Annotated in this window: 23 protein-coding genes and 1 pseudogene; 15 read left to right on the forward strand and 9 right to left on the reverse strand. The window is 66.9% G+C overall.

All coding sequences use genetic code 11. The annotated features are described in order from the left end of the window. Positions 1-60 precede the first annotated feature (60 nt). Positions 61-1203 (forward strand): molecular chaperone DnaJ, encoded by a 1143-nt coding sequence (gene dnaJ / locus HNP60_RS08075; protein WP_184049412.1) that lies wholly within the window; start codon positions 61-63, stop codon positions 1201-1203. Between the two features lie 87 nt (positions 1204-1290). On the opposite strand, the gene HNP60_RS08080 is transcribed toward dnaJ, so the two are convergent. Together HNP60_RS08080 and purF are read right to left on the reverse strand one after the other, a co-directional pair. Next, a complete protein-coding gene (locus HNP60_RS08080; protein ID WP_184152324.1) occupies positions 1291-2019 on the reverse strand; it encodes an SDR family NAD(P)-dependent oxidoreductase in 729 nt (242 codons plus the stop codon). Between the two features lie 16 nt (positions 2020-2035). Then, entirely contained in the window at positions 2036-3499 is a 1464-nt protein-coding gene (gene purF, locus HNP60_RS08085; RefSeq protein WP_184049408.1) for an amidophosphoribosyltransferase, read from the reverse strand. A gap of 265 nt (positions 3500-3764) precedes the next feature. On the opposite strand from purF, the gene ccmC reads away from it, so the two are divergent. The 9 genes from ccmC (at position 3765) to HNP60_RS08130 (ending at position 12218) form a co-directional block, all read left to right on the forward strand. Continuing rightward, positions 3765-4490 (forward strand): heme ABC transporter permease CcmC, encoded by a 726-nt coding sequence (gene ccmC, locus HNP60_RS08090; protein WP_184152327.1) that lies wholly within the window; start codon positions 3765-3767, stop codon positions 4488-4490. Between the two features lie 4 nt (positions 4491-4494). Beyond that, positions 4495-4629 carry a heme exporter protein CcmD gene (locus tag HNP60_RS08095; RefSeq protein WP_083853346.1) on the forward strand — a complete coding sequence of 45 codons (135 nt, stop codon included), beginning with the start codon at positions 4495-4497 and terminating at the stop codon, positions 4627-4629. Between the two features lie 2 nt (positions 4630-4631). Continuing rightward, positions 4632-5141, forward strand: a complete 510-nt coding sequence (gene ccmE, locus HNP60_RS08100) for a cytochrome c maturation protein CcmE (RefSeq protein WP_014075939.1) — start codon at positions 4632-4634, stop codon at positions 5139-5141. After that, positions 5138-7072 (forward strand): heme lyase CcmF/NrfE family subunit, encoded by a 1935-nt coding sequence (locus HNP60_RS08105; RefSeq protein WP_184152330.1) that lies wholly within the window; start codon positions 5138-5140, stop codon positions 7070-7072. The genes ccmE and HNP60_RS08105 overlap by 4 nt, the downstream gene beginning before the upstream one ends. Then, positions 7069-7614, forward strand: coding sequence for a DsbE family thiol:disulfide interchange protein (locus HNP60_RS08110; protein ID WP_184152333.1), 546 nt, complete (start codon positions 7069-7071; stop codon positions 7612-7614). Before HNP60_RS08105 ends, HNP60_RS08110 begins: the two co-directional genes overlap by 4 nt. Continuing rightward, on the forward strand, positions 7611-8048 hold the full coding sequence (locus HNP60_RS08115) for a cytochrome c-type biogenesis protein (RefSeq protein WP_260394786.1): 438 nt from the start codon (positions 7611-7613) through the stop codon (positions 8046-8048). Before HNP60_RS08110 ends, HNP60_RS08115 begins: the two co-directional genes overlap by 4 nt. Continuing rightward, positions 8045-8704: a tetratricopeptide repeat protein gene (locus HNP60_RS08120; protein ID WP_184152336.1), complete on the forward strand. Its 660-nt coding sequence runs from the start codon at positions 8045-8047 to the stop codon at positions 8702-8704. Before HNP60_RS08115 ends, HNP60_RS08120 begins: the two co-directional genes overlap by 4 nt. 69 nt (positions 8705-8773) lie before the next feature. Then, positions 8774-10756, forward strand: coding sequence for a potassium transporter Kup (locus HNP60_RS08125; protein WP_184152339.1), 1983 nt, complete (start codon positions 8774-8776; stop codon positions 10754-10756). A 103-nt stretch (positions 10757-10859) separates the two neighbouring features. Continuing rightward, positions 10860-12218, forward strand: a complete 1359-nt coding sequence (locus tag HNP60_RS08130) for an MFS transporter (RefSeq protein ID WP_184152342.1) — start codon at positions 10860-10862, stop codon at positions 12216-12218. A gap of 12 nt (positions 12219-12230) precedes the next feature. Here HNP60_RS08130 and HNP60_RS08135 read toward each other — a convergent pair whose 3' ends face one another. Both HNP60_RS08135 and HNP60_RS08140 read right to left on the reverse strand, forming a co-directional pair. Next, positions 12231-12842, reverse strand: coding sequence for an NTP transferase domain-containing protein (locus HNP60_RS08135; protein WP_184152345.1), 612 nt, complete (start codon positions 12840-12842; stop codon positions 12231-12233). Further along, a complete protein-coding gene (locus HNP60_RS08140) occupies positions 12829-13746 on the reverse strand; it encodes an XdhC family protein (RefSeq protein ID WP_184152347.1) in 918 nt (305 codons plus the stop codon). The genes HNP60_RS08135 and HNP60_RS08140 overlap by 14 nt, the downstream gene beginning before the upstream one ends. A gap of 148 nt (positions 13747-13894) precedes the next feature. Between HNP60_RS08140 and HNP60_RS08145 the strand changes: the two genes are divergently transcribed. The 3 genes from HNP60_RS08145 to HNP60_RS08155 all read left to right on the forward strand — a co-directional run bounded on the left by HNP60_RS08145 (position 13895) and on the right by HNP60_RS08155 (position 16921). After that, the gene (locus HNP60_RS08145; RefSeq protein ID WP_014075948.1) at positions 13895-14365 is read left to right on the forward strand and encodes a (2Fe-2S)-binding protein; all 471 of its coding nucleotides are present in this window, start codon (positions 13895-13897) and stop codon (positions 14363-14365) included. Beyond that, entirely contained in the window at positions 14362-16569 is a 2208-nt protein-coding gene (locus tag HNP60_RS08150) for a xanthine dehydrogenase family protein molybdopterin-binding subunit (protein WP_184152350.1), read from the forward strand. The genes HNP60_RS08145 and HNP60_RS08150 overlap by 4 nt, the downstream gene beginning before the upstream one ends. 70 nt (positions 16570-16639) lie before the next feature. Next, the gene (locus HNP60_RS08155) at positions 16640-16921 is read left to right on the forward strand and encodes a DUF427 domain-containing protein (protein ID WP_184152354.1); all 282 of its coding nucleotides are present in this window, start codon (positions 16640-16642) and stop codon (positions 16919-16921) included. Positions 16922-16992: 71 nt separating this feature from the next. Here the strand turns inward: HNP60_RS08155 and arsC are convergent, their stop codons facing one another. The 5 genes and pseudogenes from arsC to aroQ all read right to left on the reverse strand — a co-directional run bounded on the left by arsC (position 16993) and on the right by aroQ (position 20333). Next, positions 16993-17331 carry an arsenate reductase (glutaredoxin) gene (gene arsC, locus HNP60_RS08160; protein ID WP_184152357.1) on the reverse strand — a complete coding sequence of 113 codons (339 nt, stop codon included), beginning with the start codon at positions 17329-17331 and terminating at the stop codon, positions 16993-16995. Further along, positions 17328-17888, reverse strand: coding sequence for a GNAT family N-acetyltransferase (locus HNP60_RS08165; RefSeq protein ID WP_184152360.1), 561 nt, complete (start codon positions 17886-17888; stop codon positions 17328-17330). Before HNP60_RS08165 ends, arsC begins: the two co-directional genes overlap by 4 nt. A gap of 70 nt (positions 17889-17958) precedes the next feature. Next, positions 17959-19311 (reverse strand): acetyl-CoA carboxylase biotin carboxylase subunit, encoded by a 1353-nt coding sequence (gene accC / locus HNP60_RS08170; protein WP_184152363.1) that lies wholly within the window; start codon positions 19309-19311, stop codon positions 17959-17961. A gap of 13 nt (positions 19312-19324) precedes the next feature. Further along, positions 19325-19814 (reverse strand): annotated as a pseudogene (gene accB, locus HNP60_RS08175) (acetyl-CoA carboxylase biotin carboxyl carrier protein). Positions 19815-19889: 75 nt separating this feature from the next. Next, positions 19890-20333 (reverse strand): type II 3-dehydroquinate dehydratase, encoded by a 444-nt coding sequence (aroQ, locus tag HNP60_RS08180; RefSeq protein ID WP_184152366.1) that lies wholly within the window; start codon positions 20331-20333, stop codon positions 19890-19892. 89 nt (positions 20334-20422) lie between these two features. On the opposite strand from aroQ, the gene thiS reads away from it, so the two are divergent. Then, positions 20423-21427: a sulfur carrier protein ThiS gene (thiS, locus tag HNP60_RS08185; RefSeq protein WP_184152369.1), complete on the forward strand. Its 1005-nt coding sequence runs from the start codon at positions 20423-20425 to the stop codon at positions 21425-21427. A 148-nt stretch (positions 21428-21575) separates the two neighbouring features. Beyond that, on the forward strand, positions 21576-21758 hold the full coding sequence (locus HNP60_RS08190; RefSeq protein WP_184156955.1) for a CsbD family protein: 183 nt from the start codon (positions 21576-21578) through the stop codon (positions 21756-21758). Positions 21759-22010: the final 252 nt, after the last annotated feature.

The raw sequence follows: 22010 nt of genomic DNA on the forward strand, positions 1-22010 counted from the left end.
CATGGAACCGGCCGGCGCATATGATGCCGGCCGGTTCCTGACTTGGGGTCGCTTCGGGGCATGAGTAGCGAAATCGATTATTACGAACTGCTCGAGGTCGAGCGGACGGCGGACGCGGGCACGCTCAAGGCCGCCTATCGCAAGATGGCGATGAAATATCACCCGGACCGTAACCCCGGGTGCCAGGACAGCGAAGCCAAGTTCAAGGCGATCAACGAAGCTTATGATTGCCTGAAGGACGACCAGAAGCGCGCGGCCTATGATCGCGTCGGCCATGAGGCCTATCGCCAGCATATGGGCGGCGGGGGCGGCGGCGCCGGCGGATTTGGCGGCGGCGCGGGCTTCTCCGATTTCAGTGATATTTTCGACACGATCTTCGGCGGCGGTTTCGGCGGCGGCGGGCGTCAGCAGACACGGCGCGGTGCGGATCTGCGCTATGACCTGGAGATCAGCCTCGAAGACGCTTTCCACGGCCGCGAGACGACGATCAACATCGACGTGTCGGCGCAGTGCGATGCGTGCGACGGCAGTGGCGCGGAACCCGGCACGAGCGCCGAAACCTGCCCGACCTGCGCCGGCCACGGCAAGGTGCGCGCGCAGCAGGGCTTCTTCGTCATCGAGCGGACCTGCCCGAGCTGCCACGGCGCGGGCCAGCGCATCAAGTCACCCTGCCGCACCTGCCGTGGCGAAGGACGCGTGGACAAGGCGCGCTCGCTCGACGTCAAGGTGCCGGCCGGCGTGGACGAAGGCACGCGCATCCGCCTTTCAGGGCAAGGCGAGGCAGGACCGCGCGGCGCACCGGCGGGCGACCTCTACATCTTCCTGCATGTGAAGCGGCACCCGATCTTCGAGCGGGAGGGCACGAACCTGTTCTGCCGCGTGCCGATCAGCTTCACCATGGCCGCGCTGGGCGGCGCGATCACCGTGCCAGGGCTCGATGGCGTCGAGCATGAAGTCAGGATCCCGGCCGGCATCCAGTCCGGCAAGCAGCTGCGCCAGCGCGGCGCGGGCATGCCCGTGCTCAACGGGCGCGGTCGCGGCGATCTCGTCATGCAGATCGAAGTCGAGACGCCGACGCGACTCTCTGCCCGCCAGAAGGAGCTGCTGGAGGAATTCCGCGCGACCGAGACGGGCGAGGAATGTCCGCAATCGAGCAGTTTCTTCAGCAAGATCAAGGAAGTCTGGAGCGACTTGACCGACTGATCGCAGCGTCGGCGCGGCATTGCCTTTCAGGGAGATGCCGCGCTGTCGTTCGATCACTGCGGCCAGGATCGGCGACCTTGAAGCGTTTTATCGAGGCAGCGTGACCCGCGCGCCGTCGGGCGTGTCGCTCGCGACCAGATCGGCAATCGCCCGGCCCACGACATCCGGCGTCTTGAGCGTGGCCGGATCCTCGCCCGGATAGGCGCGGGCGCGCATGACCGTGCGGGTTGGGCCCGGGTCGACGATATGGGTGCGGATGGCGCTCACATTGCGCACTTCCTGTCCGTAAGCCGCGATGAGCACGTCCAGCGCGGCCTTAGATGCGCCATAAGCGCCCCAGTAAGCCCGGGGCGCGGCAGCGGCCACACCGGTCGACAGCCCGATGACACGCGCGTCGCTGCTTGCCCGCAGCATCGGATCGAACGCGGCGATGAGTGCTTGGGGCACGGCGACGTTCAGGGTGAGCTGCCGTGCGAATTCCTTGGCGTCGATCGCGGGCACCGCCGCGAGCGTGCCGAGCGTGGCGGCATTGAGCACGAGGATATCGAGTGCCGGCCAGCGGCCGCTCACGGCCTGCGCCAGCCGACCGATGCTCTCGCCGTCGGTGAGGTCCAGCGGCGCGATGGTCGCGCTGCCGCCCTCGGCATGGATGCGCTCTTCCACGGCTTCGAGGTCCTGCCCGGTGCGGGCGACCAGCACGACATGAGCGCCATCATGCGCCAGCGCGAGGGCCGTGGCAGCCCCGATGCCCCGGCTCGCGCCGGTCACAAGGGCGATCCGCCCGGCGAGGGGGCGGGTATCGGTCTGTTCTGTCATGAAGATTCGCTCCGGTTCAGACCACGCGCTCGTGGAGCAGTTCGAGTTGGTCCACCTCGGCCTGATCGTCGAAATCGGTCAGGGTCGTGGGATAATCGCCCGTGAAGCAGGCATCGCAATATTGCGGGCTCTCGCTGTTGCGATTGCTCTCGCCGATGGCGCGGTAAAGGCCCTCGATGGAGACGAAAGCAAGGCTCTCGGCATGAATGAAGGCGCACATCTGCGCCACGTCCATCTTGTGCGCCAGCAGCTTGCCGCGCTCGGGCGTGTCGACGCCGTAGAAGCAGCTATGCCGCGTCGGCGGACTGGCGATGCGCATATGCACTTCCTTCGCGCCGGCCTCGCGCATCATCTGCACGATCTTGAGGCTCGTCGTGCCGCGGACGATGGAATCGTCGATCAACACGATCCGTTTGCCGTCGATCAAGGCCCTGTTCGCATTATGCTTTAGCTTGACGCCCAGATGCCGGACCTTGTCGCCCGGCTGGATGAAGGTGCGGCCGATATAATGCGAGCGGATGATGCCCAGTTCGAACGGGATGCCCGATTGCTGGGCATAGCCGATCGCGGCGGGCACGCCGCTGTCCGGCACGGGAATGACGAGATCCGCATTCACCGGGCTCTCGATGGCGAGCTGCGCGCCGATGCCCTTGCGGACCGAATAGACGCTGTTGCCGTCCATGATGGAATCGGGACGCGAGAAATAGACATGCTCGAAGATGCAGGGGCGCGGTCGCAGCGAATCCCCGAAGGGTCGGTGCGAGCGGATTTCGCCGCCCTGCGCCACCACGATCAGTTCGCCCGGCTCGACCTGGCGAATGAACTCGGCGCCGACCACATCGAACGCCACGGTCTCGGACGCAAAGATGATTGCCTCGCCCAGCCGGCCCATGACCAGCGGACGGATGCCCAGCGGATCGCGGCAGGCGATCAGCCCCTCGCGGGTGAGGCAGATGAGCGAATAGGCGCCTTCGACCTGCTTCAGGGCATCGATGAAGCGATCGAGCAGCGTGCGGTAGCGCGACTTGGCGAGAAGGTGGATGATGACTTCCGTGTCGCTGGTCGACTGGAAGATGGCGCCTTCGCGCACCAGCCGCTTGCGCAGGTTCATCGCATTGGAGATGTTGCCATTGTGGGCAATGGCAAAGCCGCCCGACGCCAGCTCGGCATAGAGCGGCTGCACATTGCGCAGGGCCGTCTCGCCAGTGGTGGAATATCGCACATGGCCGCAGGCAACACCCCCGGCCAACTTGCGGATGATCTCGTCATTGTCGAAATTGCCGGCGACATGGCCCATGGCCCGGTGCGTGTGGAACTCGAAGCCGTCCCAGCTTGTGATGCCGGCGGCTTCCTGCCCGCGGTGCTGGAGGGCGTGAAGCCCCAGCGCGACCATGGCGGAAGCGCCTTCAGCGCCATGAACACCGAAGATGCCGCACTCCTCGCGCAGCTTGTCGTCGTCGAACGGATGGGTGGTCAGCATGGGGGTACTCGTTGCCAACGGGAGAGGCCGCGGCGGCGCGACTCTCTTCGAACGGCCATATAGGGAGCATGGAGCCCTTTGTCGCCCCATTGTAATAAAATAATGCAGCCGATCCGTGCGGATACGCGTCGAGCCGGGCCATTTACGGCGCGGGAAGCAGCGTTTCCGGGAGCTGGTGGCCCGGCCGCTGACCACGGATCTCGTTTGAACCGAAACCGGCGCGGACGCTCTGGCCAGCCCGCACCGACCATTCTAAAGGGGCCGGATGCACGCCTTCGCCAACCCACGCCGATTCCTGGCCATCGCGATGCCCCTGACGCCCTGGTGCTTCTGGGGCGGGATCGCGTTGATCCTCGCCGGATGCTGGGCCGGCCTGTTCCAGGCTCCGGCGGACTATCTGCAGGGCGAGAGCTTCCGCATCATCTATATCCATGTGCCCACCGCCTGGCTGGGCATGGGCGGCTGGAGCGGCATGACCATCGCGGCGATCATGCAGCTGGTCTGGCGGCACCCGCTCGCCGGGGTCGCCGGACGGGCCATCGCCGTGCCGGGGGCCGTGGCGACGGCGCTGTGCCTTGCCACCGGATCGATCTGGGGCCGGCCGACCTGGGGAACATGGTGGGAATGGGACGGACGCATGACCTCCATGCTCCTGCTGCTCTTTCTCTATATCGGCTATATCGCTCTGGCCCGATCCAGCGCGGATCGCGGCGATGCGGGCGGGGTGAGCCGGGTCACGGCCATCTATGCGCTGGTCGGCGCGCTCAACCTGCCGATCATCCATTATTCGGTGGTCTGGTGGAACAGCCTGCATCAGGGGCGGAGCATCACTCTGTCCGGCAGCAGCATTGCAGGTTCGATGCTCTGGCCGCTGGGCCTGACAGTGCTCGGCTTCACGGCCTGGTTCGCGGCGATCGTGCTGCTGCGCATGCGCGCGATCCTCGCCGAGAACCGCATAGAGGCGCGGCTGCGCCGCATGTCCCGGAGTTGACGGCATGAATCCCTGGCCTTTCATCATCGCCGCTTATGGGCTGACGGCGCTAGCCCTCATCGGCACCAGCCTCTGGGCGTGGCTGTCCGCGCGCCGGCTCGAAGCCCGGGCCGCGCAGCTCTCGGGACGGGGAGAATAGCCATGGTCGCGATCGCATCGAACCGGCGCGGGCCGAAACGCAAGCATCAGCGGTTGGTGCTGGTGCTGCTGGCGCTTGCCGCCATGGTCGCCGGCGTGCTGCTGGCGATGTCCGCGCTGCGCGACCAGGCGGCTTATTTCTATACCCCGGCCGAGGCCCGCGCCGCCACGGTCGAGCCCGGCAAGGCGATCCGGCTGGGCGGCATGGTCGAGGCCGGCAGCCTGCAGCGCGACAAGGACGGCGTGACCGTCCACTTCAGGCTGACGGACGGAGAGGCGAGCGTGCCGGCCACGTTCAGCGGAATCACGCCCGAACTGTTCCGCGAGGGCTCCGGCGCAGTGGCGGAAGGCGCGTTCGATGCGCAGGGCGTGTTCCGCGCCACCAACATCCTCGCCAAGCATGACGAACGCTACATGCCGCGCGAGATGGAAGGCATCAGCTACAATCCCGAAACCCATGAGGCGAAGGCCGACAGTGCGGCCGCCGGCAAGGGCGACGCGGGCCAGCCATGATCGCCGAGACGGGCCTTGCCGCACTGTGGCTCGCGGCCACGCTGGCGGGCGTGCAGCTGCTGCTGGCCTGGGCCGTGGTGGCGCGGGGCAATGAGGATGCGCGCCGACTGATCCGGCCCGTCGCGGTGGCGCAGGGCGTGCTCGCCTGCCTCGCCATGGCGTTGCTCATCATCCTGTTCCTGCGGTCCGACATGTCGGTCTATCTGGTGGCGGCGAACAGCCACTCGATGAAGCCGTTCATCTACAAGTTCGCCGGCGCCTGGGGGAATCACGAGGGCTCGATGCTGCTCTGGGTCGCGGTGATGAGCGCCTCCGGGGCGGCGGTGGCGCTGTTCGAGCGCGCGCTCGACCGGGCCACCCATTATGCCACGCTCGGCGCGCAGGCGGCGATCAGCCTTGGCTTCTATGCCTTCCTGCTGCTGGCCTCCAATCCCTTCACGCGGCTCGATCCGCCAGCCGTGCAAGGGCAGGGGCTCAATCCGCTGTTGCAGGACCCCGGCCTCGCTTTCCATCCGCCGACGCTCTATTTCGGCTATGTCGGGCTCTCGGTGGCGTTCTCCTTCGCGGTGGGCGCGCTGCTGACGCATCAGGTCAATGCCCGTTTCGCCCGTGCCGTCCGGCCCTGGGTGCTGGGCGCCTGGGTGCTGCTGACCTTCGGCATCACGGCCGGCTCCTACTGGGCCTATTATGAGCTGGGCTGGGGCGGCTGGTGGTTCTGGGATCCCGTCGAGAATGCCTCGCTCATGCCCTGGCTGGCGGCGACGGCGCTGCTCCACAGCGCTTCCGTGCTGGCCGCGCGCGATGCGTTGCGTGCGTGGACGGTCATGCTCTCGGTGGTGGCCTTCGCCATGTCCATGATCGGCACCTTCCTCGTGCGGTCGGGCATCCTGACGAGCGTTCACGCCTTTGCCGTCGATCCGACACGGGGAAGCTTCATTCTCGCGCTGCTCGGCCTTTACATCGGCGGCGCGCTCGTCCTGTTCGCGCTGCGCGTCCACACGGTGAACGAAGGCGCGCGGTTCGAGCCGGTCAGTCGGGAATCGGCGCTGGTGGTCAACAACCTGCTGCTGTGCGTGATTCTCGGCCTCGTGCTGGTCGGCACGCTCTATCCGTTGCTGACCGAGATGATGGGCGTGCGGGTCTCGGTCGGCCCGCCTTATTTCAATGCGGTGATCGGTCCGGTCGCGCTGTTGCTGATGGCGCTGCTGGTGGTGGGGCCACTGCTCCGCTGGCGGCGGGACGATGCCGGCGCGGTGCTGCGGCGCGCCCTTCCGGCAGTCGGCCTGGGCGTGCTGGCGCTGATCGCGGCGGTCGCGCTGCCATCTCCGACGATCGACTGGCTGCCGACGCTCGGGCTCGGCCTGGCGGCCGCCGTTGGCCTCGCCAGCCTGGCACCGCTCTGGAAACGCAACCTGCTGCGCACGCCGCTTTTCACTTATGGCATGGTGATCGCGCATCTGGGGTGCGCGGTGAGCCTTGCCGGCATGGCGAGCGAAAGCGCCTTTTCCGTCGAGCGGCTCGCCGCCGCCAAACCGGGAGACCGTTTCGAGATCGCGGGCCAGACCGTGCGGTTCGACAGCGTGATGCCGGTCGCCGGGCCGAACTGGACCGCCATGGAGGCCACGCTGACGGTGAGCCGTGGCAACCGGGTGATCGGCGTCGCGCGTCCGCAGGCCCGCTTCTTCGCCGATCCGCCCACACCCACCAACGAATCCGTGCAGATGACGCGCTGGAACGGCCAGCTCTACCTCGTGCTCGGCGAGCAGTTGGAGGACGGGCGCTGGCAATTGCGCATCTGGTGGAAGCCGTTCGTCACGCTGATCTGGGCCGGCGGCGGGATGATCGCGCTGGGCGGCCTGCTCGCGCTTATCGGCCGTGTCCGCCGCGAGCGCAGGCAGGGGCGGGCGCAGGCCCGGGAGGTGCCGGCATGAAGAAGGCGATGAAGCGCTCCCTCATCCTCTGGATCCCGCTGGGCGGCTACCTCATTTTCCTGATCGTCGCCTCGCTGGGCCTCAATCGCGAGCAGCAGACAGTCATCCAGTCGCGCATGATCGGCAAGCCGGTGCCGGTCATCGACCTGCCCGAGGCATCCTCGAGCCATCCCGCCTTCTCGACCGGCGACATGGCGGACGGCAAGCCGCGTCTGCTCAACATCTTCGCGAGCTGGTGCGTGCCATGCGCGGCCGAGGCGCCGCAGCTCCTGCAGCTCGCCCAGCGCGGCGTGCGGATCGACGCGGTGGCGATCCGCGACGCGCGGCCCGACGTCGACGCTTTCCTGAAGCGCCATGGCGATCCCTTCCAGCGCATCGGGCTGGATGCCCGCAGTGCCCTGCAATTCCATCTCGGCTCCTCGGGCGTGCCCGAGACCTTCGTGATCGATGGCAAGGGCATCATCCGCTACCAGCATATCGGCTATATCGGCCCGCAGGACATGGAGACGATCCTGCAGAAGCTGAAGGATGCGGAATCATGAGGCGGTTGCTGCCGATGGCCCTGCTGCTGGCGATGGTGAGCGCGATGTCGATGCCGGCACCGTCATTCGCGCAGACGGCCCTGCCGCCCGCGCCTTACGCCAACCGGCAGCTCGACGATCCGGCGCTGGAAGCGAAGGCGACGGACCTCATGCACACGATTCGCTGCCTGACCTGCCAGAGCCAGTCGATCGCCGACAGCGACGCCAGCATGGCGGCGGACATGCGCTCGGAGATCCGCGAGCGCATCGCGCGCGGGGAAGATCCGGAAGCGATCCGCGCCTGGCTGATCGAGCGTTATGGCGACTGGATCAGCTACAAGCCGACCGCCGAACCGATTCTCTGGCCGCTCTGGGCAGCGCCGATATTGATGCTCGGCGCAGGCGGTTTGCTGGTGCGAAGCCGCATGAAGCGCCGCCGCGGGAGCCAGCCATGACCGGTCTCGTCATTGCCCTGCTGCTGGCGACGCTGACGGCCGCCGCGATCCTCCTGTCCGCCCGCATCCCGCTGCGCGCGATCGCGCCGGTGGCGGCAGCGCTGCTGCTCGGGCTCGCCGGCTATGCCTGGCAGGGTCATCCGGGCCTCTTCGGCAAGCCGGTGTCGGCCGACACCGGGCAAGCCAAGTTCGACGAGGCCCTTGCCGAGAAGCGGCGCGAGATCGGCGAGCGGATTTCCTCGGCGACGAAATGGCTGGTCGTCTCGGACGCGCTGGCGCGCAGCGGCAATACCAAGGATGCCGCCAATGTGTTGCAGTCCGGGCTGCGCGAGAACCCCAGGGATCCCAATCTCTGGGTTGGCTTGGGCAACGCGCTGCTCGCGCATGGCAATGGCACGCTGTCGCCCGCCAGCGACTATGCGTTCCGCCAAGCGCTGACGATCGACCCGCAAAGCGTTTCCGCGAACTATTTCTATGGGCTGGCGCTTGCCGAATCGGGGCAGTTCGAGCGTTCCAGGGACATGTGGCTGAAACTGGCCGCCCGCTTGCCGGAAGACATGGAACTGCGCGAGGAACTGATCCGCAACGTGGCGCTCATCAATGCCCTGATCGAGCGCCGCGAGGCGATGTCCCGGGGTGGCGAGCAGGCGCCGTGATTGTGCGTTGCACCATGGGATTCGAAATGGTAGGGCGCCGCGCGATCAGGCAGAGGCCTGACGAGGGGAATGACCGATGACTGCGGTTCAGGCGGGCCAGTGACCACGCCCGATCAAGCGACGCCGGCCGACGGCGCTGGCGCAGCTGCGCCGGCGGAGAGCAGTCATGCGACCGGCCACGCGCGCGACGGCCTGGGCAAGCTCGTCATCGCGGCGATGGGGATCGTGTTCGGCGACATCGGCACGAGCCCGATCTATGCGTTTCGCGAGACCTTTGCGGGCCATCATCCGCTCGATCCAGACAGGCTGCACATATTCGGCGTCCTCAGCCTGATCTTCTGGTCGCTGATGATCGTGGTGACGATCAAATATGTCAGCATCATCATGCGCGCCGACAATAAGGGGGAGGGCGGCAGCCTCGCGCTGCTTGCTCTCATCAGCCGCCAGAGCGGCCACAAACGCTGGACCGGCCCGATCGTCATGCTGGGCGTCTTCGCGACGGCGCTGTTCTATGGCGACTCGATGATTACCCCGGCCATGTCGGTGCTTTCGGCCTCGGAAGGCCTGACGACGGTCGATCCCCGATTTGGTCCGATCGTGCTGCCGCTGGCCGTCGCGATCCTCATCGGCCTCTTCGCCATCCAGTCGCGCGGGACGGCGAAGGTCGGTCAGCTCTTCGGCCCGATCATGGCGGTCTATTTCCTGACGCTGGCGACGCTCGGCATTCTGCATATCGCCGCCAATCCCTCGATCCTGCTCGCCCTCAATCCCTGGTATGCGCTGCAGTTCTTCCTGACGGACAAGCTGGTCGCTTTCCTGGCGCTGGGTTCGGTGGTCCTCGCGGTGACCGGCGCGGAAGCACTCTATACCGACATGGGGCACTTCGGACGTAACCCGATCCGTGTTTCCTGGCTCGCCATCGTCCTGCCCGCGCTGATGCTCAATTATCTGGGGCAGGGCGCGATGATCATGTCGCTCTCGCCCGGCGCAGCAGCCGAAACAATCAAGAATCCGTTCTTCCTGCTGGCCCCCGAAGCGCTGCGGCTGCCGCTTGTCATCCTCGTCATCCTCGCCTCAATCATCGCCAGCCAGGCCGTGATTTCAGGCGCCTTCTCGCTGACCCAGCAAGCGATCCAGCTCGGCTTCATGCCCCGTCTCAAGATCACCCACACCAGCGCCAGCGCGCAGGGGCAGATCTATATTCCGGTGATCAACTGGGGCCTGCTGGTCATCGTGATCCTGCTGGTGATGTCCTTCCGGACCTCCAGCAATCTGGCGGCGGCCTATGGCATCGCCGTCACCGGCGCGATGTTCATCGACAGCTGCCTGCTCGTCGTGCTGCTGTTCTCGCTCTGGAAATGGAACCGCCTGCTCTCCGTGGGCGCACTGGCGGTCTTCTTCCTGGTGGACAGCGCCTATTTCGCCGCCAATCTCACCAAGGTGCCCGATGGCGGCTGGTTCCCGCTGATGGTGGGGCTCGTCATCTTCACGCTGCTGACCACATGGTCGAAGGGCAGGGGGCTGATGATGGAGCGGCTGCGCGAATCGGCCATGCCGATCCCGGTGTTCGTCGCCTCCGCAGCGAACAGCGCGGTTCGCGTCCCGGGCACCGCCGTGTTCCTCACGTCCACGCCGGATGGCGTGCCGCACGCGCTGCTCCACAATCTCAAGCACAACAAGGTGCTGCACGAGCGGGTGGTGCTGCTCACCGTGAAGGTCGCTGACCTGCCGACCGTCGGCCCGGCCAAGCGCTATCAGGTGGAGGATCTCGGGCGCGGCTTCTTCCGCCTGATCCTGAACTACGGCTTCATGGAGGAAGTGGACGTGCCGGCCGCGCTGGCGGGGGCCTCCGGTTGCGGCGTGCCCTTCAAGATGATGGAGACGAGCTTCTTCCTCGCGCGCCAGACGCTCCTGCCGTCCGCGCGGCCGGGGATGCGCATCTGGCGGGAGAAGCTGTTCGCCTGGATGCTGCGCAACGCGGAAAGCGCGATGGAGTTCTTCCGCTTGCCGACCAACCGCGTGATCGAGCTGGGAAGCCAGGTCGAGATCTGAGCCCGTCCCCCGGGACCGAAATGGCGCGGGCCGAATCGCTGGCCAGCGCAGGTGCGCGGTGCCAGAGTGCCGACAGGCCGGCTTTCCCGGCGGGGGGCGGGGCATGACGGCTGGGCAGGGAATGATTGCGACGATTTCCGCGACGCTTGACCAGCGGCCCATCAGTACCCGGCAAATCGCGATCCTGCTCATCGTCCAGTTCATCCTGATGATCGACGGGCTGGACATCCAGCTCCTCGGGCTCGTCGCGCCGGTGATCCTCGCGGAATGGGGCATCGAGCGCGCCGCCTTCGGTCCGGCGCTGGCGGCATCCCTGCTCGGGCTCGCGCTCGGTGCGGGCGGCGGCGGGCGGCTCGGCGACCTGTTCGGCCGCAAGCGCGTCCTGTGCGTGGCGACCTTCCTGTTCGGTCTGGCGACGGTGGTTGCGGCCTTCGCGCAGGATGTCACGCAGATGACGATCATCCGCTTCATCAGTGGCCTCGGCTTCGGCGCGGCGACGCCCTCGTCCGTCGCGCTGGTCGCCGAATGGCTGCCGCGTCGGGCGCAGGCGAAAGCGATCGCGTTCCTGTCGGTCGGCACGCCGCTCGGCGGCATGGTCGGGGCGCTGGCGCTGCAGCTCTTCCTGCCCATGCTCGGCTGGCGAGGCTGCTTCGTCGCCTGCGGTCTCCTGACGCTCGCGGTTGCCTTCATCGTGCTGGTGGCGCTGCCGGAGTCCGCCGCTTATCTGGCCGGAAAGGGAGAGAGCGAGCGCGCCGCCGACCTGCTGAAGCGCCATGCGGGCATCGAGTCGATCGCGCTCGCGACGCCTGCGTCAGCGCGCGAGATGCCGACCTCGCGAGCCCGGCAGGACAGCATGTTCGCGCGCCATTATCTGCGCCTCAATGTGGGGGCGTGGCTACTGTTCTTCTCCGCCCAGCTCATTGTCTACGCCTTCATTTCATGGATGCCGACGATGCTCACCACGGCCGGCTTCCCGCTCGCGCAGGCGCTTCAGGCGATCTTCGCCTTCAATCTCCTGTCGGTCATGGCCGCGCTTCTCGCGGGCTTCCTCGTCAATGCGCTTGGCTCGCGGAGGGTGGTGATGTCCGCGGCCCTGCTGGCGGCGGGATGCATCCTGCTGCTGGGACTGCGGCTGCACGGCCTCAGCGGCTTGCCGGATGCCGCGACCTATTGGGTCGTCATGGGCGCGGTCGGGGGCGTCGGAATTTTCGCGAGTACCGCGATCGCGACCGGCTATTCCGTGATCGCGCTCGGCTATTCCGAACAGGTGCGCGCGACCGGCATCGGGGTCGGGCTGATGATCGGCCGTTCGGGCGGCGTGATCATGGGGCTGATCGGCGGCGTGCTGCTGAGCGTGGCCAATGACCAGAGCTGGCCTTTCTTCGCGGTTGTCCTGTTCTTCGCGCTCACCATCCTGGCCGCCGCGCTTGTCATCAACCGGCATATCCCGCCGCTGCGCTGAGAGCCTGTCCGGTCAGGTCTGCTCGCCTGGATCGAGTGCCCGAAGATAGTCTGCGGCACGGGCCAGATCCGCAGGCGTATCGATGTCGATCATGCGGTCTGCCTGTGTTTCGACGATGAGCGCATCCCCGGCCAAAGCCCGCGCGCCGCGATCGCCCTGCAAGGCCTCGATCATCGGCAGGAAGGCGGCGGGGAACAGTGCGGGGGGCTGAGGCGGTCCGCCCGGCCTGCGGGAGAAGAGGGGCTGGCTCCCGTCCCGATCCCACTGCGTGACCATAGCAGCCAGATGCCCCGCATCGACAAAGGGCATGTCCGCCAGCAGGACGAGCAGGGCCGTCGTCCCTAGGCCGCGCGCGGCGCCCGCCGCGATGCGCAGGGAGGACGCCAGACCGTCTTCGGGGTGCGGATTGGGGAGCAGGACATAGCCGGGACAAGCCGCCGCCAGCCGCGCGTCCGGACCCGAGACGAGAAGATGATGCGCCGCCGGAATGCCGAGCCCCGCCTGGGCCGCCCACGCGATCAGCGGGCGATCCCCAAGCATGGCCAGCAGCTTGTCCTCGCGCCCGAAGCGCGATGAACGACCGGCGCCGAGCAGCGCGATGACGAGGCCGTCATTGCCCGGCACGCAGCGCCTTCACGATGCCCGCCGCGATGGACAGGGCGATTTCCTGGGGCCCCATGCCGCCGATCGGGACACCCGCCGGGCCATCGATGCGCGCCAGCGCCGCCCGGTCGATGCCGAGGGCTTCGAGCCGTTCCAGCCGGCGCGCCTGATTGGCCTGCGAGCCCAGCGCGCCGACATAGCCGGTGGGATGAAGCAGGGCGGCGGCGAGGGCGGGATCGTCGATCTTGACGTCATGGCTGAGCGTCACCACCGCCGCGCTGGCATCCGGCGCGAAGGCGTGGACGGCCTCGTCGGGCCAAGCATCGGTCAGGGTGGCATCGGGGAAGCGCGCGGCGCTCAGGAAGCGCTCGCGGGGGTCGTTGACGGTCACGCTGAAGCCGGTCGCGCGGGCAATGGCGGACAGGGTCTGGGCGATCTGAACTCCGCCGACGATGAGCAGGCGGCGCGCCGGCTCATAGACATTCACGAAATGGCCGGGCAGGTCGCCCGCGACGGTGCGGCCGGTTGCGAGATCGGTGGAAAGAGCAAGAGGCCTTGCCGCCTTGCGCGCCGCCTCGATCGCGCCGAACAGGGCTGGCGGAAACCCGTCTTCGCTCACTGGCTGCACGAGGACGCCGATCTGCCCGCCGCATGGCAGGCCGGGCAGCCACACGCCCGGATCGCTGCTGCCATAATGATGAACGCTTGCCGGTGCGCCGGCGATCACGCCCTCGGCGATGGCGAACACTTCATATTCCACACAGCCGCCGGAGATCGATCCCGCGAAGCGCCCGTCGCCAGCCACGAGCAGATGCCCGCCCCGGGGGCGCGGGGCGGAGCCCGATGCCTCGATCACGGTGGCAAGCGCCATGGGCTGGCCGGCCCAGTCGCGGGCGGCCGCGACGATCTCGTCAATATCGTTCAATGTCTGTCCAGTGGCTCTCGGATTCAGGCGGGGTGTCGCGCTCCGGGGGTGGGCTGCAAAACAGATTATTGCAAGGCTATGGACATTGACAACCGCCCACGCGCATCGGCATTCTCAATCATCAGCAAGGACGGGCAGGAGAGCGGGCATGGCCACCACATTGTCGATCAACGGGGAGACGCGGGAAGTGGACACCGATCCGCGCAAGCCCCTGCTCTGGGTGCTGCGCGAGGACCTCGACATGCCCGGGACCAAGTTCGGCTGCGGCATGGCCCTGTGCGGTGCCTGCACCGTGCATGTCGACGGCAAGGCGGTGCGCTCCTGCACCACGCCGATCAGCACCGTGGCCGGCAAGCAGGTCACCACCATCGAGCATGTCGCGACTCTGCCGGTCGGCCGAAAAGTGAGCGAGGCCTGGACGGAGCTGGACGTGCCGCAATGCGGCTACTGCCAGGCCGGGCAGATCATGAGCGCGACTGCGCTGCTCAGCGCCAAGCCGTCGCCGAGCGATGAGGAGATCGATCAGGCCATGAGCGGCAACATCTGCCGTTGCGCGACCTATCTGCGAATTCGAGCGGCCATCAAGAAAGCCGCCGCCAGCGAAGGAGCGAGCGCATGACCGCCCCGCTCATGCTCGGCCGGCGGGCGCTGCTCAAGGCGACGCTGGTCGGCGGCGCCGTGCTTGCCTTCGACGCGCGGATCGCTTTTGCGGCCAATCCGGGAGACAAGGCCACGGTCATCAATGCCTATATCCGCGTCAACCCGGACAACAGCTTCATCATCGGGGCGAAGAATCCGGAGATCGGGCAGGGCGTCAAGACGATGCTGCCGATGCTCATCGCCGAGGAACTGGATGTCGACTGGGCGCAGGTGACGCCCGAGACGACGATTGCCGACGACAAGGTCTATGGCTTCCAGATCGCGGGCGGCAGCTTCACCACGCCGATGAACTACATCCCCATGCGCCAGGTGGGCGCGGCGGCGCGCGCGATGTTCGTGAAGGCGGCGGCGGCACAATGGAACGTGCCGGAGAATGCCCTTACCACGGCGGGCGGCACGGTCACGCATGCGGCCAGCAAGCGCAGCGCGACTTATGCGCAGCTCGCGGCGGCGGCGGCGAAAGTCGCCGCGCCCGCGCTGGACAAGGTGCCCCTCAAGGAACCGGCCGCGTTCCGTATCATCGGCCGGTCGAAAATCGGGATCGATACGCCCGCCATCGTCGCGGGCAAGCCGCTGTTCGGCATCGACGTGGCGAAGCCGGGGATGGTGCAGGCCGCGATCGAGGCCTGCCCGACTTATGGCGGCACGCTGGTAAGCTTCGACGAGGCGGCGGTGAAGGCGCTGCCGGGCATCATCGCGGTCATCCCGATGAACAGCAGCTATGACCTCAAGGGCGGCCATGACGCCGTCGCCATCGTGGCGGAAAGCTGGTGGGTGGCCAATCAGGCGCGCGCTGCGCTCAAGCCGGTCTGGTCGGTCGATGCGCAGAAGGGCTATTCCACTGCATCCTTCGCCCGGCAGGCGACGGAGAAGATGGACGGCAAGGCTGAGACCACGCTGTTCAGCAAGGGCGATGCGACGCGTGCGCTGGCAGGCGCCGCGAAGACCGTCTCGGCCCGCTATGATTATCCCTTCCTCGCCCATGCGACGCTGGAACCCCAGAACTGCACGGCGGAATTCAGGGACGGCAAGATCGAGTTCTGGGCGCCGACGCAGTTCCCTGCCGATGGCCGCAGGATCGTGGCCGAGGCAATCGGCATCGCGCCTGAGAACATCACGATCCACATGACGCGGATCGGCGGCGGTTTCGGGCGGCGGCTGTCCAACGATTATATGGCGCAGGTCGCGCAGATCGCGAAGGCGCTGCCGGGCCGTCCGGTCAAGCTCATCTGGAACCGCACGGACGATCTGCGGCATGATTTCTATCGGCCCGGGGGCTGGCACAGCCTGAGTGCCGGACTGGACGGCGAGGGCCGCCTGACGGCGCTCACGGATCATTTCGTGACCTATGGCAAGGACGGCAAGCCTGCCACCGGCGCGGGCATGCACGACACGGAATTCCCGGTGCGCTTGCTGGGCGACGTCGCTCTGGGCGTCTCGTTCATCGAGAGCAATGTGCCGACCGGCTATCTGCGCGCACCCACGTCCAATGCCATGGCCTTCGTCTTCCAGAGCTTCCTTGACGAAGTGGCGCTGGCGGCGGGCACGGATCTGCCGGAGATGCTCCGGCGCATCCTGGGCGAGCCGCGTGTGCTCAAGTTCGAGGGCGGCTCGCCGGACGGCAGCACGCCCGAGTTCAACACCGGCCGCGCCCGGGCGATCATCGACAAGGTCTGCCAGATGGCCGGCTGGAAAGGGCGCGAAGGCGGCAACGGCAAGGGTCGCGGCTTCGGCTTCTACTATAGCCACCGGGGCTATTTCGCGGAAGTGGTGGACATCTCGGTGAGCGAGAAGGGCGCGGTGCAGGTCGAGAAGGTCTGGGTCGCCGGCGATGTCGGCGCGCAGATCATCAATCCGATCAATGCCGTGCATCAGGTGCAGGGATCGGTGATCGACGGCATCGGCCAGATTCTCTCGGGGCAGAAAGTCGAGATCGTGAACGGGGCGGCGAACCGCACGAACTTCCACGATTATCCGCTGCCCCGCATCGGAGCGGCACCGGAGGATGTCGTGGTGGAATTCGTCCTGTCCGATGCGCCGGTGACGGGCCTTGGCGAACCGGCGCTTCCGCCGGTGGTGCCGGCCATCGCCAACGCGATCTTCGCGGCAACGGGCAAGCGGGTCCGCTCCCTCCCGGTGGTGCCGGCGGACCTGACGGCCTGAGGAACGGGCGGGGAAGGAGAGCCGTCATTCTCCTGCTCCCCGCCGCCGATCGAACCCGAGGAGAGGCAATATGGTCGAAGCCCGTTGGAATGGCGCCGTCATCGCCCGCAGCGATGATACGGTTGTCGTCGAAGGCAATCATTATTTCCCCGCCGACGCGGTCGATCCGGCGGTGCTGCGCCCCAGCGACACCACGACGATCTGCTCCTGGAAAGGCACGGCGCATTATTACGGCCTGCACGTCGACGGCGCCGACAACCCGGATGCGGCCTGGTACTATCCCGACCCCAAGCCCGAGGCGGAAGCCGTCCGGGGGCGGATTGCTTTCTGGAAGGGCGTCGAGGTCGGCTGAGGGGGCGGGTAGATCGGGCCTGCCCCGGCGTATGGATCATTGATCCTCGGGCCGGAGCATCCCCCGGCTCTTCAGAGGATTTCCCGCACTCGTTCCGGCGGACGGCCGAGGCGGACGCCCTTGTCGGTCGCGACCAGCGGGCGCTCGATCAGGATCGGGTCGGCGGCCATAGCGTCGAGGATCGCGTCGTCATCGGCCTCCTTGAGGGCCTTCGCGCCGTCCTCGCCTTTGCGCAGGCCATCGCGCGGCGTCATCCCGGCCCGGGCGTACAGTTCGGCCAGCGTCTCGCGACTCGGCGGGGTCTTGAGATATTCGACGATCTCGACGTCGACGCCGGGCGTGCTCTCGAGGATTGCCAGCGTCTCGCGCGATTTGGAGCAGCGCGGATTGTGATAGATCGTGGCTTTCATGGCTCGTCCTTCCGGTTTGGTTCGGGTCGATCGGCGGGCGCCTCGTCGCCCAATGCCCGCTGCATGTAGACGGTGTCCAGCCATTGCCCGAACTTGCGGCCGACTTTCTCCATCCGGCCCGCGTGGCGAAAGCCCAGCCGGCCGTGGAGCGCGACCGAGCCGGGCTCTCCGCCGCCGATTACGGCCAGCATCTGCGTGAAGCCGCGCGCGGCGGCCGCGGCGACCAGTGCGGCGAGCAGGGCGCGGCCAACACCCTGGCCGGTCCGGTCGGAGCGGACATAGATGCTGTCCTCGCAGGCATGGGCATAGGCCGGGCGATCGCGGAACTGCGTGGCATAGGCATAGCCCAGGATCGTGCCTGCCTCGTCAAGCGCCACGAGGAATGGCCACTGCCGCCCGAGACACTGGCCGATCTTCTCGTGCCATTGTTCCACGCCCGGCGGATCGGTGTCGAAGGTCGCCGTGCCGTGCAGGACGTGATGGGCATAGATGGCGGCGATCTGCCCCGCATCTGCGGGTTCGACGGGCCGGATGGCGATGAGGGGCGCGGCGCTCATCGTTCGGACGGAAAGCGGACGGTCCCGGCATTCGGGAGCCGGCCCGAGGCACGCGCTCCCGATGCCAGCCTCACGCCTCCTTCTGGCGCTCCAGCCATTCTTCCAGCCATTTGATGCTATAGTCCCCGTTCTGGACGTCCGGGTCCTCGATCAGCTTCTGGTGAAGGGGGATGGTCGTCTTCATGCCCTCGATGACATATTCCTCAAGCGCGCGCTTGAGGCGCATCAGGCAGCCCTCGCGGGTGCGGCCGTAGACGATCAGCTTGCCGATCATGCTGTCGTAATAAGGCGGGACATTGTAGCCCTGATAGAGCGCGCTCTCGACGCGGACATGCATGCCGCCCGGCACATGGAGCATCTGCACCTTGCCCGGCGAAGGCATGAAGGTGACCGGGTCTTCCGCGTTGATGCGGCACTCGATGGCATGGCCGTGGAATTCCAGCTCGTCCTGCGTGACGGACAGCGGAAGCCCCTCGGCGATGCGGATCTGCTCGCGCACGAGATCGAAGCCGGTGATCATCTCCGTGACGGGATGCTCGACCTGGATGCGCGTGTTCATCTCGATGAAGTAGAACTCGCCATTCTCGTAAAGGAACTCGATGGTGCCCGCGCCGCGATAGCCCATGTCGGCCATGGCCTTCGCGACGAGATTGCCCATCCGCGCCCGCTCGGCCGCCGAAATGACGGGGGAGGGGGCTTCCTCCAGCACTTTCTGGTGGCGGCGCTGGAGCGAGCAGTCCCGTTCGCCCAGATGGATGGCATTGCCATTGCCGTCGCCAAAGATCTGGAACTCGATATGGCGCGGATTGCCGAGATATTTCTCCATGTAGACGGTGTCGTCACCGAACGCCGCCTTGGCCTCGCTCTTGGCCTGGGACATGAGGCTGTCGAACTGGTCCTCGTCCGGCACCACTTTCATGCCGCGTCCGCCGCCGCCCGAGGCTGCCTTGATGAGCACGGGATAGCCGACCTCGCGCGCCAGGGCCTTGGCGGCGGCGACATCCTCGATCGCGCCGTCCGAGCCCGGCACCAGCGGCAGGCCGAGCGCGCCGGCGGTGCGCTTGGCTTCCACCTTGTCGCCCATGATGCGGATATGCTCGGGCTTGGGACCGACGAAGATCAGCCCGTGCGCTTCCACGATCTCGGCGAAGCGGGCATTTTCCGACAGGAAGCCGTAGCCCGGATGAATGGCGTCCGCGCCGGAGATCTCCGCTGCCGAGATGATGGCGGGAATGTTGAGATAGCTATCCTTGGCGGCGGGCGGCCCGATGCAGATCGCCTGATCGGCCAGGCGCACATGCATGGCCTCGGCATCGGCGGTGGAGTGGACCGCGACCGTCTTGATGCCCATCTCATGGCAGGCGCGATGGATGCGCAGGGCGATCTCGCCGCGATTGGCGATCAGCAGCTTCTCGATGCTCATGGGTGGGCCGCCTTCACGCGACCACGATCAGCGGCTGGTCATATTCGACCGGCTGGCCGCTCTCCACGAGCACGGCCTTGACCGTGCCGGCGCTGGCGGCCCGTGATCGGGTTCATGACCTTCATCGCTTCCACGATGAGCAGGGTCTGCCCCGCCTTCACGCTGTCGCCCACCTTCACGAAGGGCTCGGCCCCCGGCTCGGGCGAAAGATAGCATGTGCCCACCATGGGGGACTTGATCGTGCCGGGCTGCGCGCCCGCCGGGGCGGCCGCAGCCTCCACGAGCGGCGCGGCGGCGACCGGCGCGGCAGGCGCCGGGGCTGCGACGGGCGCGCCATAGCTCACTGTCTGCGCGGCGGGCTTGCGCACGACGCGGATGCGGCGCTCGCCGTCCTCGACCTCGATCTCGGTCAGATTGGTCGCATCGAGCATCTCGGCGAGTTCGCGCACGAGGTTGACGTCCACCTGCATCGCGCTTTCGCCACCGTTGGTCTTGTCGGCCATGATTGTCCTTGGAACCCTGTTATGTCTCGGAATGGGCGCAGGGCCTATTGCCCTTCGCCGCATAAGGCAACAGATTCAGTCCATCTCCAGCGCGGCTTCCAGCGCGAGCATGTAGGAAAGCGGGCCGAAACCCGCGATCGAGCCTTTTGCGGCCATGCCGACATAGCTGTGGCGGCGGAAGCTCTCCCGCGCCGCCGGATTCGAGATATGGACCTCGATCACCGGCACGGAGATCGACTTGATCGCGTCATGGAGCGCAAGGGACGTATGCGTGAGCGCGCCGGCATTGAGGATCACCGCCGTGGCGTTTTCGGCATTGGCCTCGTGCAGCCAGTCGACGAGATGACCTTCATGGTTCGACTGGCGGAAATCGATCTCGGTGTTCGCGCGGCGCGCCTCGTCCTCCATCCGGTCGGCGATATCGTCGAGCGTGTCGAAGCCATAAATCTCCGGCTCGCGAGTGCCGAGCAGGTTGAGATTCGGGCCGTTCAGAACATAGATTTTTCTCTGGGACGTCATCGGCCATCCGGTCCTTTTGGTTGCGAGCCTCTGACCCCTCCCTATATGGCGGCCTCAACGGCTCTCAAAGCGAAAGGTGCGCGATACTCATGAGCGTGGACGGGACGATCGGCATCGTGGTGAATGGCGAGCATCGCCGGGTGCGCGCGGGCCTGACGCTCGCGGGGCTGGCGGCGGAGCTCGGCCTCGTGCCGGAGAAAGTCGCTGTCGAGCGCAATCTGGAGGTCGTGCCCCGCGCGACGCTGGGGCAAGTGGTGCTGGAGGACGGCGACGAGCTGGAGATCGTCCATTTCGTCGGCGGGGGCGACGGCTCTCCGGTGCTGGCGGACGACAGCTGGAGCGTCGCAGGGCGGACCTTCCGTTCCCGCCTGATCGTGGGCACCGGCAAGTACAAGGACTTCGCGGAGAATGCCGCGGCGGTGGAAGCCTCCGGTGCGGAGATCGTCACCGTGGCGGTGCGCCGGGTGAACGTGTCCGATCCCAAGGCGCCGATGCTCACGGATTTCATCGATCCGAAGAAAGTCACTTATCTCCCCAATACCGCCGGCTGCTTCACGGCCGAGGACGCGATTCGCACGCTGCGCCTGGCGCGCGAGGCGGGCGGCTGGGACCTGGTGAAGCTGGAAGTGCTGGGCGAGGCGCGCACGCTCTACCCCAATATGATGGAAACCATCCGCGCGACCGAAGTGCTCGCGAAGGAAGGCTTCAAGCCGATGGTCTATTGCACGGACGACCCCATCGCCGCGCAGCAGCTGGAGAATGCCGGCGCGGTGGCGATCATGCCGCTGGGCGCGCCGATCGGCTCGGGCCTTGGCCTCCAGAACCGGGTGACGATCCGCCTGATCGTCGAGGGCACGAAGCTGCCGGTGCTGGTGGACGCGGGCGTGGGCACCGCTTCCGATGCCGCCGTGGCGATGGAACTGGGCTGCACCGGGGTTCTCATGAACACCGCCATTGCCGAGGCGAGGAACCCGCTGCTGATGGCCGGCGCGATGAAGGCGGCGGTGGAAGCCGGGCGCATGGCCTATCTGGCCGGGCGCATGGGCCGGCGCATGTATGCCGATCCGTCGAGCCCGCTGGCCGGCCTGATCTGACCTGATGCCGGCCCGCCGGTCATCGGACCAGCCGGTGATGCGGTGAACGGAGGCGCGGGGCGCCCCGTCCGCAGGAACCTGCCCCATGCTCATCCGTTCTCTCTTCGACGCGCCGGACAGGCCGGCGCCCCGACAGATGGAGAGCATGATGGGTGAATTCGTCGACAAGGCGAAAGGAACCGCCAACGAAGCCGCGGGCCGGGTCAAGCAGGGCATTGGCCGCGCGCGGAACGATCCCGACCAGGAAGCCGAAGGCGTGGGCCAGGAGCTGAAGGGCAAGGCCCAGAAGGTCGGCGGCGCCATCAAGGGCGCGCTCGGCGACAAGGTCTGATTTCTCGGCTTTCCGGTGGGGTAGACTGAACCACCCCACCGGAGGACCGGCCCCTACCAGAGGTTGGCGAAAAGCGAGCTTTTCCTCCGGAAAAACCGGACACTTTAGGACGCATAAAAACGCCGTTGCGAAACGAGGGGCCTTGCGGGCCCTTTTTTATTGTCGCGGACAGGCTACCCGAGCGTGACGCTTTCGATATAAAAGATAAATCATTGAAATATAATATTTTCTGATTCCGCCGGAACTTTCCCT

It is taken from the genome of Sphingobium lignivorans (genome assembly GCF_014203955.1).
In the GTDB taxonomy this organism is placed as follows: domain Bacteria; phylum Pseudomonadota; class Alphaproteobacteria; order Sphingomonadales; family Sphingomonadaceae; genus Sphingobium; species Sphingobium lignivorans.